Origin of the sequence: Aeromonas sp. 6P (assembly GCF_051919525.1) — a bacterium.
Classification (GTDB): Bacteria; Pseudomonadota; Gammaproteobacteria; order Enterobacterales; family Aeromonadaceae; genus Aeromonas; species Aeromonas veronii.
In genome coordinates this window covers 3,802,982-3,820,363 of record NZ_JBQBEO010000002.1, presented here as the reverse complement: position 1 = coordinate 3,820,363, position 17,382 = coordinate 3,802,982, and the positions used below count along the sequence as shown (strand labels likewise).

Below are 17,382 nucleotides of genomic sequence, written 5' to 3'. Positions count from 1 at the left end.
GATTTAGGTGAGAACGCTGTGAGAGACAGCGTCTCAACGACTGGCCTCATCACGGGCTTGGCTCATCTTGCCAGCCAGTGCCTTGAGTGCCTCATTGGCAAAAATATCTTCCAGATCAGCGGAGAGCTTGCGGCGCCAGTTGGGGTATTCGTAACTGGTGCCCGGTACGTTGACCGGCTTGTCCATCTCCAGCCAGTCTTCCAGCTGGGTACTGAACAGGGCGCAGCTGCCGCGGGACATGTGGATCTGCAGACCGTGGTTGAGTTCGGTGTTCATGCCGACCCAGTTCACGTCATGACTGATGTTGTCAGAGATGACCTTGTGGGCATGCAAGCTGTCGAGGATCCGCTGTTTGGCCTGGTGGCGATCAGCATACAGAGTCTTCAATACATCTTCATCCGGATACAGACCCAGTTGACGGCCGAGCGCCAGATCGTCGCAGTGCCAGAAGCCCTTGAGGGTCGGCATGTCGTGGGTGGTCAGGGCTGACATCGCCTGCTCGGTGTAGTGCGCCGGGGAGATAAAGCCGCCATCTTCCTTGGAGCGCTCGAAGAAGAACACCTTGTAGGAGTGAACGCCGTTCTCTTTCAGGGTCACGTCGATCCCCTCCGGCACGGTGCCCAGATCCTCGCCGATCAGCAGGCACTGATTGCGGTGGGATTCTAGGGCCAGAATGCCCAGCAGATCGTTGACCGGATAGTAGATGTAGGCGCCCTTGGCGGCGGACGCTCCGGGCGGTACCCACCACAGGCGCAGCAAGGCCATCACGTGGTCGATGCGCAGTGCGCCGCAGGAGCGCATGTTGGCACGGAACAAGTCCACCATCGGCTGGTAGGCCGCTTCAAACAGCTTGTTCGGGTTCATCGGGGGCAGGCCCCAGTTCTGACCGAGCGGGCCGAGGATATCGGGCGGCGCACCGACCGAGGCTTTCGGGCAGTAGAGATCCTGGTTGGCCCAGATCTCGGTGGAGCCTTCGGAGACGCCCACCGCCAGATCCCGATAGATCCCCATCACCATGCCAGCAGCCTTGGCGCGGGCATCGGCTTGCGCCAGTTGTTCGTCAGCCAGGAACTGCAGATAGAGGTAGAAGTTGACATCTTGCGGGTGCTCGGCCATCCAGGCGGCAACGGCAGGGTTGTGGTAATCGCGCAGCTCCTGCGGCCATACCGGCCAGCCCCAGGCATTTTCGCCTTTGGCATAGAAGTGGGCCTGCAGGGCATCAAATGCTGCCTGCTGTTGCAGGCTGTCGCCACCGGCGGCCACGAAGGCATCAAAGGCGGCCTGACGCTCGGCGCCAAGGCTGGCTTCGTCGAACACTTGACGCAGCATGCCGAGTTTGGTCTGGATCACGCCGGTGTAATCGACGTTCTCTTTGGCGCGCAGGTCGGCCAGATGTTGCTGGAAGGCAGGACTTGCCACTTCCGCTTTCAGGCGATCGCTCTGCTGGAATTCGGGCACCGCTTCCACATTGATATAGGCCACGTTGAGCCAGCGACGGGAAGAGGGGCTGTAGGGACTGGCGCTCTCCGGATTGGCCGGATAGAGGGCGTGGATAGGGTTGAGGCCGACGAAGTGGGCACCCCAGGCTGCGGCTTTCTCGACCAGCTGGCCCAGATCGCTGAAATCACCGATACCCCAGTTGTGGCGGCTGCGCAGGCAGTATAGCTGTACGCTCGGGCCCCATACCTTGCGGCCATTGGCAATCGGCGCCTGTTTGTAGCAGGCCTTGGGGGCGACGATGAGGCGCATGGTGGCCAGCGGCTCGTCATTGCCCTCTTCCAGCAGCACCAGCTGGTGATAACCCAGCTCAGGGGCCATCTCCAGCGTCACGCGATAGGCCTGGCACTCCATCTCTTCAAATTCGGCCACGCCGACCAGCTCACCCTCGATGGGGGTGAATTGACCGGACAACACAGCACCCTGCTCCTGCTGGAGCTGCCAGGTGAGGGCGTCGTTGACGAATTCGATGGGGAGGCGAACCTCAAGGGTAACGGCGTCGCCGGTGCGAACCACCATCACAGGATCCAGCGCCCGCAGCCAGTGCTGACGATGCTCCTCTTCCAGCTGCTGCACCAGTGCGGCCTCGTCATCGACGCGGTAGCCCATGGCGCCAAGCATGGCGGCCTTGCTCTCTTCGGATACCTGGGCCGGGTGGCCCCAGGCATCGACATACTCGCTGGCGATACCTTTTGCGGCAGCCAGCTGTTCAATCAGGGTGGTCATAGTTTGAGAATTCCCGCTGTGGATTCTATCTATACTATTTTGTTTGATTTTTATGGGGTGGTACTTGAACAGTGGCTCTTTGGCCATGCTAAACCGCACACATTTTTACATATCTCTGTGAATGGTTGTGTGACCGAGTAGGCACTATTGTTGATATCTGCGCGATGCCACGATCTGGCACTTTTTTCGTCAAAACGTGGTAATCAGTTACATAAACAGAAAATTAATTTCACAGTTTTTCATGATATAGCGCAATTTCAGACAGAATGTTGGTTGACTCACCGGAGAGTTCTAGTAAATTTACAAGCGGAATTTTCTTTGACTACTGAACAGTTAGGTAACTAAATATGACTATCAAAGTAGGTATTAACGGTTTTGGCCGTATCGGTCGTTTCGTATTCCGTCTGGCTTGCGAGCGTGCAGACATCGAAGTTGTTGGTATCAACGACCTGATCGATGTTGACTACATGGCTTACATGCTGAAGTACGATTCAACTCACGGTCGTTTCAACGGTACCGTTGAAGTTAAAGACGGCAACCTGGTTGTAAACGGCAAAACCGTACGTGTTACCGCTGAGCGTGACCCGGCCAACCTGAAGTGGGGCGAAATCGGTGTTGACGTTGTTGCTGAAGCTACCGGTCTGTTCCTGACCGACGAGACTGCTCGCAAGCACATCGCTGCTGGTGCCAAGAAAGTTGTTCTGACTGGCCCGTCCAAAGACGCTACCCCGATGTTCGTAATGGGTGTTAACGACTCTACCTACGCTGGCCAGGACATCGTTTCCAACGCTTCCTGCACCACCAACTGCCTGGCACCGATCGCCAAGGTTCTGAACGATACCTTCGGTATCGAGTCTGGCCTGATGACCACCGTTCACGCTACCACTGCTACCCAGAAGACCGTTGATGGTCCGTCTGCCAAAGACTGGCGCGGTGGCCGCGGTGCGGCTCAGAACATCATCCCGTCCTCTACCGGTGCTGCCAAAGCTGTTGGCGTAGTTATCCCGGAACTGAAAGGCCTGCTGACCGGTATGGCTTTCCGTGTTCCGACTCCGGACGTGTCTGTTGTTGACCTGACCGTTAACCTGAAGAAAGCTGCCACCTACGCAGAAATCTGCGAAGCGATGAAAGCTGCTTCCGAAGGCGCTATGAAAGGCGTTCTGGGCTACACCGAAGACGAAGTTGTATCTACCGACTTCCTGGGTGAGCGTCAGACCTCCGTATTCGACGCCAAGGCTGGTATCCAGCTGAACGACAAATTCGTTAAAGTTGTATCCTGGTACGACAACGAAATGGGCTACTCCAGCAAAGTTCTGGACCTGATCGCTCACATCTCCAAGTAATTTGGGATGCGCAATCGCGTAGCTTGAAAAAGGCGGCCATTGGCCGCCTTTTTGTTTTTCGGTTTCCCCTGATGACAGGAGTCCACATGCAATCCATTCGTCCCCTGACAGCCAATTGCAAGCTTGCCAACAATGCGGCCGGTCTGCCGGTTCTCACCATCAACAACGACTATGCCAAGGCCGAGATCAGCCTGTTTGGCGCCCATGTGCTGAGCTATCAGCGTCATGGCGAGCCGGCCTCCATCTGGCTGAGTGACAAGGCGGTGCTGGATGGCAGCAAGCCTGTTCGCGGTGGTATCCCGATCTGCTGGCCCTGGTTTGGCCCAGCGCCCGCCCGCGTCGGTAGCGGCAAGCCCTCCCACGGTTTTGCCCGTACCACCCTCTGGATGCTGGACGGGGTCTCCGATCACGCTGACGGCACGCTTGTTCATCTCTCCCTGCGCGATAGCGATGCAACCCGCGCCCTGTGGGATCACTCCTTCGAGCTGGAACTGGACGTGCTGGTGGGCAAAGAGCTCTCGCTGGTGCTGACCACCCGCAACACCGGTAGCCAGCCGTTGGTCTATAGCGGTGCGCTGCATACCTATCTGACCATCAGTGCGCCGGAGGCGGTGAGCGTGACCGGTCTGGGCGAGCCCTATGCCGACAAGCTGACCGGACAGGATGCCAAGCAGCAGGGTGCATTGACCTTGAGCGGGCCGCTGGATCGGGTCTACTGGCAGCCAGAGGCGCTGGTGAGCGTGCAGGATGGTGAGCGCGAGACCCGGGTTGTCAGTGGCAACCACGACAGCGTGGTGGTCTGGACCCCCTGGCTGGAAGGGGCTACCGCCATGGCCGACATGAGCGACGATGGCTATCGCACCATGCTCTGCGTTGAAGCGGCCATCGCCGGTGATACGGGAGTGACCGTTGCGCCGGATGAAGAGCACAGTCTCTCCACCGTGATCATCTGAGCAGGATGAGGTTCAGATAAATAAAGAGGGCTCCCGCGGGAGCCCTCTTTGCATCTCATGACGGCGGCAATCAGGCGTTGCCCTGGGTCTTGAGCTTGAGTTCGGCGGCGAAATTGAGCATGCGATCGAGGGGGATCAAGGCTTTGACCCGCAGATCTTCATCGACATGGATCTCGTGGCGCTCGGCACCGTCGGTGAGGGCCTCCTTGATCGCCACCAGACCGTTCATCGCCATCCAGGGGCAGTGGGCGCAGCTGCGGCAGGTAGCGCCATCGCCACCGGTCGGTGCTTCCACCATCTCTTTCTCCGGACAAGCCTGCTGCATCTTGTAGAAGATGCCCCGATCGGTCGCCACGATCAGCTTCTGCTGTGGCAGCTCCTTGGCTGCCTTGATCAGCTGACTGGTGGATCCCACCGCATCGGCTAGCTCGATCACCGAGGCGGGGGATTCCGGATGAACCAGCACGGCGGCGTCCGGATTCTGCTCTTTCAGCTCGCGCAGGGCGCGGGCCTTGAACTCGTCGTGGACGATGCAGTGGCCTTGCCAGCGCAGCATTTGCGCCCCGGTCTTCTTCTCGATATAGGCACCCAGATGACGATCCGGGCCCCAGATGATCTTGTGACCCTGGCTGTCGAGGTGCTCGACGATCTCGAGCGCGATGCTGGAGGTCACTACCCAGTCCGCCCGTGCTTTGACGGCGGCCGAGGTATTGGCGTAGACCACCACGGTATGGTCGGGATTGGCATCGCAGAAGGCGGAGAACTGCTCGATGGGGCAGCCCAGATCGAGGGAGCATTCGGCCTCCAGAGTCGGCATCAGCACCCGCTTGTGGGGGCTCAGGATCTTGGAGGTTTCCCCCATGAAACGTACCCCGGCGACGATCAGGGTTTGCGCCTCGTGATCGCGGCCAAAGCGGGCCATCTCCAGCGAGTCACCGACGAAACCACCGGTGGCTTCGGCCAGCGCCTGGATCTCGGGATCCGTGTAGTAGTGGGCAACCAGTACCGCTTTGCGCTCCTTGAGCAGCGCCTTGATTTCTGTGGTCAAGGTCGTTCTCTGCTCGGCACTCAGGGGAAGAGGTTTGGCCGGAAAGGGGTAGTCCATCGCGACTACCGGCGGGACACTGCTCAGTGCATTGCTCATTGCGACTGTTCCATCAACGCTCGGGAAGGCAAAAATTATAACCAGAAGCCTGCCACAAACCCATCAACAAATCGGGTGAAGCGCAAGTGGGCGAATATACTCAACTTATTCGTTGTTATTCTGCCATAAGGAGTTGTCGCATGAAGCAACGTTCCCTCAAGTTCAAGCTGTTGTGCCTTACCATGGGGCTGTTTCTGCTGACCGGGCTGGCCATGACCCTGTTGCAATCGGCCTCTTTCAGCTCTCTTCGCAACATGGTGATGACCCAGACCAGCGATGCATTGGAAGAGGAGGTCTCCCGCAGCCTGCAGTATCAGGCGGAGCGCTATGCCATTCAGATTGCCTCGCTGATGCAGAACTCCTATCAGATCCCCCTGACCGTGACCGCCCAGATTGAAGCCGGGATGGCCAAACCGGAACTGCGCTTGTCGCGGCCCCAAGTGGAGTCTCTGCTCGGTAGCAGCCTGCAGCAGGCGAGCGGGATCAGCTCCATTTATGCCCAGTTTGAACCGGATGGCTATGATGGCGAGGACGGCAACTGGCTGGGCGGAGCCAGCCACTCGGTGGCAGGCAAGGGGAGTCTGGAGGTCTATTTCACCAAGGATCAGGGAGGCGCCGTCGCCCAGCAAGCGGTGGACGCCGCCGCCAGCGAGGCCAAGTTTGATACCTCCCTCAACGAGTTCGGCATTCGCAACAGCGAGTGGTATCTCTGTGGTCGCGATACCCGCCAGCCCTGCCTGATGGAGCCCTACCTCTACGAAATCAGCCCGGGCAACAAGATGCTGATGACCAGTCTGACGGTGCCCGTGCTACGTGACGGCAAGTTTGTCGGGCTGGCCGGGGTGGATATGAACCTGCCCATCTTCCAGCAACTGGCTGAAAACCTTGGCAAGAGCCTCTATGACAACAAGGCGGATGTGACTCTGGTCAGCAAGATTGGGCTGATTGTGGGCAGCAACCGCTATGCCGACAAGCTGGGCCGTCCACTCAAGGAGGTGGGCCTGACCCTGCCTGACGGTCAGCCGGTCAGCAGCGACAGTGACTTCATTCTTCATCAGCCCATCCGGGTTGAGGTAGCCAATACCCAGTGGTGGTTGATGATCAAGGTGCCCAAGGCGCTAGCGCTCGGCAAGGCGCACGCCATCAGCAATGAACTGGGCACCCTGCTGGTGGATGCCCAGCGGCAGCAGATCATCGCCATGGGCGGGATTACCCTGTTGGTGCTGGGGCTGTTGGTCTGGTTTATCCAGACCATCACAGCGCCGCTTTCTCTTATCAGCCGCCATGTGGGCCATCTATCCAGCAACGAGGGTGACCTGACCCAGCAGATGGAGATCGACACCCATCAGGAGCTGATCGATCTGGGTTCTCAGCTCAATGCCTTCCTCGGCAAGCTGCGGGGTATGGTGCAAATGAGCAAGGGGATCGGCCAGCAGGTCTACCAGCAGGCGCGGGAGATGAAACATACCGCCGACATCATGCGCAACAGTCTGGACGAGCAGAATCTGGAGCTGGAGAGTGTGGTGAGCGCCATGCACCAGATGAGTACCACGGCAGTCAGCGTGGCAGGTTATGCCGAGCAGGCGGCGCAGGAGTCGGAAGCGGCGACCCACCACATCAATACCGCCCAGCAGACCCTCAGCAATGCCCGCAACGAGATCCATACTCTGGTCGGCGATATGCATGAGGCGGATAAAGCGGTGGCGCTGGTGGCCCAGCGCAGCACCAATATCAGCCGGATCCTCGATGTGATCCGCGCCATTGCCGAGCAGACCAATCTGCTGGCCCTCAACGCCGCCATCGAAGCGGCACGAGCGGGTGATATGGGCCGCGGCTTTGCCGTGGTGGCAGACGAGGTGCGGGCGCTGGCCAACAAGACTCGTGAATCGACCGACGAGATCGGCCAGCTGATTGGTAGCCTGCAGACCGAGGTGAGCAGCAGCCAACGTCTGATGAATACCGGCATCGAGCGCTCCACCACCACGGTGCAGGGCACCGAGCAGGCGTTCGAGGCACTCAATCGGGTGGTGGCCCAGATCCAGCAGATCCACGACCACATCAGTCAGGTGGCTACCGCCGCCGAGCAGCAGAGCGCCGTCAGTGACGATATCAACAAGAATTTGATGCGGATTGGTGATACCGCCAACGTGATTGGGCAGGAGGCCAGCTCCAGCCATCAACTGAGCGAGGCGCTGGAGCAAGCGGCCACGGCGCTGGCCAGTCAGCTCGATCGTCTGCGTACCTGAGTGGCTGCCAGAGAGACAAAAGCCCGCGAGCGATCGCGGGCTTTTTTATCACTCGATGGCAGAGTTGCGTCAGTTGCGGGGTTCAACCAGCAGGATGTGTGAGTCAGCCCCCACCACCCTGACCTTGCTGCCCGCAGGCAGCGACTCGTCGCAGCGCACCGTCCAGACCGTGTCGTCCAGATGTACCCGGCTGGTGCCTTGGGCGACATCATCGAGCAGGGTCAGCTCGCGGCCCATATAGCTCTGCATCCGCTCGTTGATGGTGCTGGCGGCATCCTGACCCGAGTTGTCACACTGGTGTTGCCAGCGCCACCAGGCCCAGGTGGTGAGCAGGGATTGCACCGCAAACAGCAGCAACTGCGCCTGCCAGCCAAAGGGCCAGATCAGCAGCAGTAGCCCCACTTCCAGCGCGGCGATGCCGGTCCAGAGCAAAAAGCCCACCGAGCCGAGCACCTCGATGGCCAGCAGAATAAAGCCGAGCCCCAGCCAGTGCCAGTGGGTCAGCCCCTCTAACAGGGCTGTCATGACTTGCTGCCCTTGCCATCTTTGTTGAACAGCTCGGCCATGCCAGCCACAGAGCCAATCAGGCTGCCTGCTTCCAGCGGCATCATGATGATCTTGCTGTTGGGGCCTTCACCGATGCGGGCCAGTGCTTCGGTATATTTCTGAGCCACGAAGTAGTTGATGGCCTGCAGGTCTCCTTCCGCAATCGCCTGGGAAACCATGTGGGTCGCCTTGGCTTCCGCCTCGGCAGCCCGCTCCCGCGCTTCGGCGGCGAGGAAGGCGGCCTGACGCTCACCTTCGGCTTTGAGGATCTGGGACTGCTTTTCGCCTTCCGCTTTCAGGATTTTGGACTGGCGCACCCCTTCGGCTTCCAGTACCTCGGCCCGTTTCTGGCGCTCGGCCTTCATCTGGGCGTTCATCGCCTCGACCAGTGCCAGCGGCGGGCGCACATCTTTAATCTCGATGCGGGTCACCTTGATGCCCCAGGGGGCGGTGGCGGCATCCATGGTGCGCAGCAGTTTCTCGTTGATGGTGTCGCGCTGGGAGAGCATCTCATCCAGCTCCATGGCGCCGAGCACGGTGCGCATATTGGTCATGGTGAGATTGCGGATGGCGCTGGTGAGGTCGTTGACCTCGTAGCCCGCTTTACGGGCATCCACCACCTGCACAAAGCTGATGGCGTCGATGGTGACGTTGGCGTTGTCGCGGGAGATCACCTCTTGTGCCGGGATGTCCAGCACCTGCTCCATCATGATGATCTTGTGGCCGACCCGATCCACGTAGGGGATCAACAGGTTGAGGCCCGGGGTCAGGGTGCGGGTGTAGCGGCCGAAGCGCTCCACCGTCCAGTTGTAGCCCTGAGGCACTATCTTGATGCCCGCGCTCAGGGTGGCGAGCACCAGGAACACGAAAATCCCTAGCACAATCAATGATTCATTCATCATTTAGCTCCTTATGAAACACAGTCCCTAGCCTATGGTCTGGCGTCAGGTACCACAAGTGACTTTGTACGCCTTTGTCATGAATTGGCTTTGCTAATTACCAAAATGCATTAAAAAGCATTTTTTATTATTTTGAGGGATAAGCTGCCCTGCCTATAGTCGCCCCATATTAGTCGTGTTCCGAGGGATGGGCCGAAATGGATTATTTACCTATGTTTGCCAAGTTGGAAGGCCGCCCGGTACTGCTGGTGGGCGGGGGCGAGGTTGCCCTGCGCAAGGCGCGCCTGCTGCTGGCGGCCGGTGCCCGGCTGACCCTGGTCTCCCCAGAGCTTGAACCGGAATTTGCGGAATTCACCGGTCGTTTCACCCATCTTGCGGAGCGTTTCACCCCGGCCCATCTGGCTGGTCAGATTTTGGTGGTGGCGGCGACCGACAACCTCGAAGTCAACGCACTGGTTTATCAGAGTGCCAACCAGCTGGGTCTGTTCGTCAACGTGGTGGATGACCCCAAGCGCTCCAGCTTTATCTTTCCCTCGATCATCGATCGCTCGCCGCTGATGGTGGCGGTCTCCAGCGGCGGCAAGGCGCCGGTGCTGGTGCGCCTGTTGCGCGAGCGGCTGGAGAGCCTGCTGCCGCGCCATCTTGGCGGGCTGACCGAGCTCTCAGGCCGGGTCCGTGACAAGGCCAAGCGGGTGCTCTCCTCGATTTCCGATCGCCGCCGCTTCTGGGAGCGCGCTTTTGCCTCCAACACCCTGGCCAGCCTGATTGAAAAAGAGGATTGGCAAGGGGCCGAGCAGTGGCTGAGCGATGGCCTTGATCAGGCGAAAAGCGAAGTGGGCGAGGTGGTGCTGGTGGGGGCGGGCCCCGGTGACCCGGGCCTGCTGACCCTCAAGGCGCTGCAACAGATTCAACAGGCTGAAGTGGTGCTCTACGACCAGCTGGTCTCGCCTGAGATCCTCGATCTGGTGCGCCGCGATGCCACTCTGGTGTCGGTCGGCAAGAAGGCGGGCGCCCACAGCGTGCCGCAGGAGGAGACCAATCGCCTGCTGGTGGAATACGCCAAGGCGGGCAACCGTGTGGTGCGGCTGAAAGGGGGCGATCCCTTTATGTTTGGTCGTGGCGGCGAAGAGCTGGAAGTGCTGGCCGATGAAGGCATCCCCTTCTCGGTGGTGCCCGGCATCACGGCCGCCGCCGGGGCCACCGCCTATGCCGGCATTCCGCTCACTCACCGTGATTACGCCCAGAGCGCCGTCTTTATCACTGGCCACTGCCAGATCGATGGCAAGGAGCCCGACTGGCAGCAGCTCGCCGCCACCAGTCAGACCCTGGTGATCTACATGGGGCTGATGCGCTCCGAGCATATCCAGCAGCAACTGGTGGATCACGGCCGAAGCCAAGCCACCCCCATCGCCATCATCGAGCGCGGCACCACATCCCGTCAGCGGGTGCTGACCGGCACGCTGGCCGACTTGGCCGAGCTGGCCAAACAGGCGGTGAGCCCGTCGCTTATCGTCATCGGCGAAGTGGTTGCCCTGCGCGATCGGCTGGCCTGGTTTGGAGAGCTGGGCGGCGAGCAGCAGCGTGCTAATCCGGATCTCGATGGCTGTGACCTCAAGCTGGTGCAGCTGGCCTGACCCGGAAAGAGATATTTGATGCGGCTGCCGGTGCGGCCGCGCACTGAACCACCCAGCGCCCCGAGCAGGCGCATAAGCAATGACCCGAGGACCAACATGGACCGTGAAAGATTGACGCACTTGCAGCAGCTGGAAGCCGAGAGCATCCATATCATCCGCGAGGTGGCTGCCGAATTTGAAAACCCGGTGATGATGTACTCCATCGGCAAGGACTCCTCCGTCATGCTGCACCTGGCCCGCAAGGCCTTCTATCCGGGCAAGATCCCGTTCCCCTTGCTTCACGTCGACACCGACTGGAAGTTCAAGGAGATGATCAAGTTCCGCGACGAGACCGCCAAAAAGTACGGGCTGGATCTGATCGTCCACAAGAACCCGGAAGGGCTCGCCATGGGCATCAACCCCTTCGTCCACGGCAGCGGCAAGCACACCGACATCATGAAGACCGAGGGGCTCAAGCAGGCGCTCAACAAATATGGCTTCGATGCAGCCTTCGGTGGCGCCCGCCGCGACGAGGAGAAGTCCCGCGCCAAGGAGCGGGTCTACTCCTTCCGTGACAAGTCTCACCGCTGGGATCCGAAGAACCAGCGCCCGGAGCTGTGGCGCGTTTACAACAGCCAGGTCAACAAGGGGGAGAGTATCCGGGTGTTCCCGCTCTCCAACTGGACCGAGCTGGATATCTGGCAATACATCTATCTGGAAAAGATCGACATAGTGCCGCTCTACTTCGCCGCTTACCGTCCGGTGGTGGAGCGCAACGGCATCAAGATCATGGTGGATGACGAGCGCATGCCGCTCACCGCCGAGGATGAGGTGAAGCAGGAGCTGGTGCGCTTCCGCACCCTCGGCTGCTACCCGCTGACCGGGGCCATCGAATCCGATGCCACCACCTTGCCGGAAATTATTGAAGAGATGCTGCTCACCACCTCGAGCGAGCGGCAAGGGCGGCTGATTGACCACGATCAGGCCGGCTCCATGGAGCAGAAGAAGCGTCAGGGATATTTCTAAGGAGTCGTCAGCATGAACAGCCATATTCAGACCGCCATCACCGAACAGGGCATCGAAGCCTATCTGCACGCCCAGCAGCACAAGAGTCTGCTGCGTTTTCTCACCTGCGGCAGCGTGGATGACGGCAAGAGCACCCTTATCGGTCGCCTGCTGCACGACTCCCAGCAGATTTATGAAGATCAGCTCAAAGCGCTGGAGTCCGACAGCCAGAAACTCGGCACCACCGGCGAGAAGCTGGACCTGGCGCTGCTGGTCGACGGCCTGCAAGCGGAGCGCGAGCAGGGCATCACCATCGACGTGGCCTACCGCTATTTCTCCACCGCCAAGCGCAAATTCATCATCTCGGATACCCCGGGCCATGAGCAGTACACCCGCAACATGGCCACCGGCGCTTCCACCTGCGATCTGGCCATCATTCTGATCGATGCCCGCAAAGGCGTGCTGGATCAGACCCGCCGCCACAGCTTTATCGCGAGCCTGCTCGGCATCAAGCAGTTCGTGGTGGCAGTCAACAAGATGGATCTGGTGGAGTTCAGTCAGGAGGTGTTCGAGCGCATCAGTGCCGATTACCGCGAGTTCGCCAAGAAGCTCAGCGTCGACACCATCCATATCGTGCCGGTCTCGGCACTGGACGGTGACAACGTAGTCAACCAGAGCGACAAGCTGGCTTGGTATCAGGGCGAAACCCTGCTTGCTCTGCTGGAGTCTGCCGAGGTTGAGCGCGAGCTGGAGCGCCATCCGGTGCGCCTGCCGGTGCAGTATGTGAACCGCCCCAATCTCGATTTTCGCGGTTTCGCGGGCACGCTTGCCTCCGGCATTCTGCGGGTGGGCGACAAGCTGGCGGTGCTGCCGTCGGGCAAAGAGAGTACCGTGACCCGCATCGTCACCTTCGACGGGGATCTGGAGTACGCCCTGCCGGGTCAGGCCATCACAGTCACCTTCGCCGACGAGATCGACATCAGCCGCGGCGACCTGCTGGTGGATGCCGCCCAACGTCCGCAAGTGACCCAGAATGTGCTGGCCCATATCGTCTGGATGGGGGAGGAGTCCCTGCAACCGGGTCGGGTCTACGACGTCAAACTGGCCACCAAGAAGAGTCGCGGTCAGGTGGAGGCCATCCGCCACCGAATCGAGATCAACAAGCTGGACGAGCTGCCCGCCAGCGAACTCAAGCTCAACGAGATCGGCCTGTGCGAGCTGAGCCTCACCGACCCGGTGGCGTTCGACCCGTATCAGGAGATCCGCGATACCGGCAGCTTTATCCTGATCGACCGGCTGACCAACGTCACCGTCGGCGCCGGCATGATAGTGGAAGGCTTGGCCGCCAAAGCGGTAAAAGGGCACTACAGCGAGTTCGAGATCGAGCTAAACGCCTTGGTGCGCAAGCACTTCCCGCACTGGCAAGCCCTTGCCATCGGTAACGACACAAGCAAGGAGTAAGCCCATGACCTGGCAACAATTCCTGGTGCTGGGTCTGCTGGCTGCTCTCGTGGCCCTGCTGATCCAGGGCAAACTCCGCCCGGCGCTGCTCTTCTCGGGCGCCGTGCTCATCACCTACCTGAGCGGGCTGGCGGATATCAATGCCGTGGTGGCGGGCTACACCAACAGTGCCCTGCTGACGTTGGTGCTGTTGCTGCTGGTGTCGCTGGCGGTGGAGAAGACCCGCATCATGAGCTGGTTCGCCAATCTGGTGGGCACGGGTTCATTCAACAAGGTGCTGGTGAAGGTGTGGTTCTCCACCGCCTTCCTGTCTGCCTTCGTCAACAACACCGCCGTGGTGGCTTCCATGCTGGGCGCGGTCAAGCGCAACCCCAACCATGCGCCGTCGCGACTGCTGCTGCCCATGTGCTTCGCGGCCACCTTTGGCGGGGTGCTGACCCTGATCGGCACCTCCACCAACCTTATCGTCAACAGCTTCCTCATCAAGATGGGGGCGCCGCCGCTCGGCATGTTCGACTTCTTTATGGTGGGGGCGGGCACCCTGCTGACCGGTCTGGTGGCCGTGCTGCTGTTTGCCCGTCACCTGCCGGAGCAGGATACCGAGATGAGCCGCGAATCCGGCTACTTTCTCGAAGCCAAGGTGGGCGCCGGTTCGCCGCTGGCGGGGCGCAGCGTCAAGGAGAACGGCCTGCGCAGCCTGAAAAGCCTCTATCTGGCGGAAATCATTCGCGGCGATCAGGTGATCTGCCCGGTGCAGCCGGAACACGAACTGCACGAAGGGGATGTGCTGCTGTTTTGCGGCGACGTGGAGAGCGTCGGCGTGTTGCAGGAGATGAAAGGGCTGGATCTCTACGGCCAGCACCGCCTCAACGGCCAGCATCTGGTGGAGGTGATCGTCAGCCACAGCTCGCGGCTGGTGGGTCAGACCATCAAGGATGCCGAATTTCGCACCCACTTCGATGCGGTGGTACTGGCGGTGCGCCGCGGCGAAACCCAGCTTACCGGTGGCCTCGGCCAGATTGAGCTGCACGCCGGTGATACTCTGCTGCTGGCCCCCGGCCCCCAGTTTGCCCGCAACAAATCGTTGGGACGGGAGTTTGTGGTGGTGAGCGGGCTGGAAGCCTCCACCCGTCTCGATGGCAAGCGCAGCGCCGCCGTGGTGCTGGGCTTTCTCGGGGTGCTGGCGCTCTCGGTGTTTGATCTGGTGCCGCTGTTCAAGGGCTTGCTGCTGATGCTGGTGGCGCTGCTGCTCACCCGTATTCTGACCCTGGACGAGATCCGCCGCCGCTTTCCGCTGGATATCTGGCTGGTGGTGGGCGGGGCGCTCGCCATCGCCGATCAGCTGGAAAAAAGCGGGCTGGCCAAGCTTATCGCCGACTGGCTGATGGGGGAGTTCAATGGTGCCAGCCCCATCATCGCCTTTATCGGTATCTATGTGTTTACGCTGGTGCTGACCGAGCTGATGAGCAACAACGCGGCCGCCGCGCTGGCCTTCCCCATGGGTTACCAGCTGGCGCTCAGCATGGATGTCTCGACCATGCCGTTTATTCTGGCGGTGCTGTTCGGGGCAAGCTCCAGCTTTATCCTGCATCCTGCCCTACGGCTACCAGACCAACCTGATGGTCTATGCCGCGGGCAACTACAAGATGCCGGACTACCTCAAGCTGGCCCTGCCGGTCTCGCTGGCCTATAGCCTCGGGGTGATTGTGATGGTGCCCCTGCTGTTTCCGTTTTAAGGCGTGAGCGCCAGTCAAGGGGTGTTGGATGAGCAATGCCATGGCATCAGCACGTTGTCGGCGGATAGTCCTAGGCGGCTCCCCGTGGTGCCGGACAGTTTCCGTTTTAAGGCGTGAGCGCCAATCAAGGAGTGTTGGATGAGCAATATCGTGTGGCATGCCCATGCCGTGGGCAAACAGAGCCGGGCCGAGCTTAAAGGGCAAAAACCGCTGGTGATCTGGTTTACCGGGCTATCGGGGGCGGGCAAATCGACCCTGGCGGGGGCGCTGGAGCAGGCGCTGGCGGCACAAGGCAAGCATACCTATCTGCTGGATGGGGACAATGTGCGCCATGGCCTCTGCGGCGATCTCGGGTTCGATGATGCCGCGCGGCAGGAGAATATCCGCCGGGTCGGCGAGGTGGCGAAACTGATGGTGGATGCGGGCCTTATCGTGCTTACCGCCTTTATCTCGCCGTTCCGTGCCGAGCGGGATCTGGTGCGCAATCTCGTGGGTGAAGGGGAGTTTGTCGAAGTCTTTGTGGATGCGCCTCTCGCCGTCTGTGAAGAGCGCGATCCCAAGGGGCTCTACAAAAAGGCACGGGCAGGGGAGATCACGAATTTTACCGGTATCGACTCCGCCTACGAGGCCCCAGAGCAGCCGGAAATACACCTGCTTAACGCCGGTAAGCCGGTGGAGGTGTTAGTGGATGAGTTGCTGACCGCCCTGCGGCAGGGGAACTATCTGTAATTGGATCGGAAGAACCTATAACAAGCGCCCAGTGGTCTGCCACTTGGCTACCACAGGCGCTGCTGGGCTGGCGGCAGCCACTATAAACAAAAGTTGGGTAATAATCGGAAAACCCATAAATCCAGCTTATAGTGGCACCGACGAGCCTTGAGCCACCCCAAGGCAGCCGATAGCAACCCCGCAACGGGATATTCCGATCCTTGCTTATATCGCGGCGGGGTTATTCGCGATTGTCCGAATACGCTGCGCTATTCGAACCTACGGGGTTGTTTTATTTTTCCACTTAACACCAAAGGCAACACGATCCTTGTCTAGCTTTAAAAACTGTGAGTCTTTTATTATTCTTTGCGTGTTAATTTTGTACTTTGATGTTTCATCAATAGAAATAAATATTTGTTTGTCAAAATAAGAGTAAGTTGAAATCAGGTTTTCTATTGATGTTACATCCATGTTCTTGAATAGCAGACTATCGTGAATGATATTCGGTAGGCATGTCTTCTCTAGAAATGTTAGATCTAGGGATATCATGTTCGCAAATCCTTTTCCTGTTCCTCTGTCATCACCTCGATCGAAATTATAGTCATTATCAAAAATATGGATTTTTGGACTTATTGGATTTTCCGTATATATACGCTTGATATATTTAGCTAACCCTTCGTTTATTGTGGTTTGAATTTTTTCAACTGAATCGACAAGTGCATATTTTATATCTGAACTAATGGACTTTATTTTTTCCTTAACATCTTCGTCCTTTTCCCAAAAATTATTTTGCTGGGTTAGCCTTTTTTCAAGGCGATCAAGTTCAATTAATTTTTCAAGCATATAAACGGACTCTTCTTTAGAGTCAACAATTTCAAGGAGTTTTTCGTCAATTGTCTGTATTTCTTTGTTGATGTCATTGATATTTTCAATGAGAGAGCGTTTTTCTTCATTAAGTTGATTCCTCATTATCTTGCTAATTCCATTATGAAATGAATCAACTTGTGACAGGCGATCTTTATCTATCTCTGGGAAGAACTCAACTAATTGGACAAAGCTTTTACTATTTTTTAGTGTTGTTTTTGAAAGACTGTCTTCAACTCGACTCAGGCTGGTTTCTAGCTTTATTCTCATTTCAATGAGAGAATCTTTATTTCTCTTAAGTTCAGAATTTTCTTTGCTGATTAATGATTTTATGTCAGTTACATTTGTCTCTAGGGCTTTCTTAATACTAGCAATGAGGTCTCTAAGTTCTAAAATTTTATCCTCATTTAGTTTAAATGTTCTTTTGTTAATTTTAGTTATCGCACCAGTATTAAACGTTCCCTTGATATCATTCTTGCGCTCTGTCTCAGTCTTCTTGTTCTGTTCGAGTTTTTCGATAGTGCTGTACTCGTTGAATAGCTTAAGAATGCGCTTTCTGATAGATAGCCACCCTTCTTTGTGAAAGTTGTCCAAAGGTCGCTTATCATTGTAGTTGTCTCTCTGGTAGATTCTATAGAATC

Annotated in this window: 12 protein-coding genes and 1 pseudogene; 8 read left to right on the top strand and 5 right to left on the bottom strand. The window is 58.3% G+C overall.

Features of this window, described 5'->3' with window-relative positions:
* Positions 1 to 33: 33 nt before the first annotated feature.
* The gene (gene malQ / locus ACTG2J_RS17585) at positions 34 to 2,223 is read right to left on the bottom strand and encodes a 4-alpha-glucanotransferase (RefSeq protein WP_179214368.1); all 2,190 of its coding nucleotides are present in this window, start codon (positions 2,221 to 2,223) and stop codon (positions 34 to 36) included.
* 347 nt (positions 2,224 to 2,570) lie between these two features.
* Between malQ and gap the strand changes: the two genes are divergently transcribed.
* Positions 2,571 to 3,566, top strand: coding sequence for a type I glyceraldehyde-3-phosphate dehydrogenase (gap, locus tag ACTG2J_RS17580; protein ID WP_005335708.1), 996 nt, complete (start codon positions 2,571 to 2,573; stop codon positions 3,564 to 3,566).
* An 86-nt stretch (positions 3,567 to 3,652) separates the two neighbouring features.
* Entirely contained in the window at positions 3,653 to 4,519 is an 867-nt protein-coding gene (locus ACTG2J_RS17575; RefSeq protein ID WP_043821739.1) for a D-hexose-6-phosphate mutarotase, read from the top strand.
* A gap of 70 nt (positions 4,520 to 4,589) precedes the next feature.
* Here the strand turns inward: ACTG2J_RS17575 and nadA are convergent, their stop codons facing one another.
* Positions 4,590 to 5,663 carry a quinolinate synthase NadA gene (gene nadA, locus ACTG2J_RS17570; protein ID WP_279486537.1) on the bottom strand — a complete coding sequence of 358 codons (1,074 nt, stop codon included), beginning with the start codon at positions 5,661 to 5,663 and terminating at the stop codon, positions 4,590 to 4,592.
* A 140-nt stretch (positions 5,664 to 5,803) separates the two neighbouring features.
* Between nadA and ACTG2J_RS17565 the strand changes: the two genes are divergently transcribed.
* A complete protein-coding gene (locus ACTG2J_RS17565) occupies positions 5,804 to 7,909 on the top strand; it encodes a methyl-accepting chemotaxis protein (protein WP_113739814.1) in 2,106 nt (701 codons plus the stop codon).
* Between the two features lie 69 nt (positions 7,910 to 7,978).
* On the opposite strand, the gene ACTG2J_RS17560 is transcribed toward ACTG2J_RS17565, so the two are convergent.
* Positions 7,979 to 8,434: an NfeD family protein gene (locus ACTG2J_RS17560; RefSeq protein ID WP_113739813.1), complete on the bottom strand. Its 456-nt coding sequence runs from the start codon at positions 8,432 to 8,434 to the stop codon at positions 7,979 to 7,981.
* A complete protein-coding gene (locus ACTG2J_RS17555) occupies positions 8,431 to 9,354 on the bottom strand; it encodes an SPFH domain-containing protein (protein ID WP_005335703.1) in 924 nt (307 codons plus the stop codon). Before ACTG2J_RS17555 ends, ACTG2J_RS17560 begins: the two co-directional genes overlap by 4 nt.
* A 197-nt stretch (positions 9,355 to 9,551) precedes the next feature.
* Between ACTG2J_RS17555 and cysG the strand changes: the two genes are divergently transcribed.
* The 5 genes and pseudogenes from cysG (at position 9,552) to cysC (ending at position 15,898) form a co-directional block, all read left to right on the top strand.
* Positions 9,552 to 10,988 (top strand): siroheme synthase CysG, encoded by a 1,437-nt coding sequence (cysG, locus tag ACTG2J_RS17550; RefSeq protein ID WP_439997731.1) that lies wholly within the window; start codon positions 9,552 to 9,554, stop codon positions 10,986 to 10,988.
* Positions 10,989 to 11,060: 72 nt separating this feature from the next.
* On the top strand, positions 11,061 to 11,993 hold the full coding sequence (cysD, locus tag ACTG2J_RS17545; RefSeq protein ID WP_332306667.1) for a sulfate adenylyltransferase subunit CysD: 933 nt from the start codon (positions 11,061 to 11,063) through the stop codon (positions 11,991 to 11,993).
* Between the two features lie 12 nt (positions 11,994 to 12,005).
* Positions 12,006 to 13,433: a sulfate adenylyltransferase subunit CysN gene (cysN, locus tag ACTG2J_RS17540; RefSeq protein WP_421314597.1), complete on the top strand. Its 1,428-nt coding sequence runs from the start codon at positions 12,006 to 12,008 to the stop codon at positions 13,431 to 13,433.
* A 4-nt stretch (positions 13,434 to 13,437) separates the two neighbouring features.
* A pseudogene (locus tag ACTG2J_RS17535) lies at positions 13,438 to 15,169 on the top strand (SLC13 family permease).
* Positions 15,170 to 15,307: 138 nt separating this feature from the next.
* Positions 15,308 to 15,898, top strand: a complete 591-nt coding sequence (gene cysC / locus ACTG2J_RS17530; RefSeq protein ID WP_439997730.1) for an adenylyl-sulfate kinase — start codon at positions 15,308 to 15,310, stop codon at positions 15,896 to 15,898.
* Between the two features lie 258 nt (positions 15,899 to 16,156).
* Here cysC and ACTG2J_RS17525 read toward each other — a convergent pair whose 3' ends face one another.
* Complete coding sequence (locus tag ACTG2J_RS17525; protein ID WP_439997729.1) at positions 16,157 to 17,335, bottom strand: DUF2326 domain-containing protein; 1,179 nt, start codon at positions 17,333 to 17,335, stop codon at positions 16,157 to 16,159.
* Between the last annotated feature and the right edge of the window lie 47 nt (positions 17,336 to 17,382).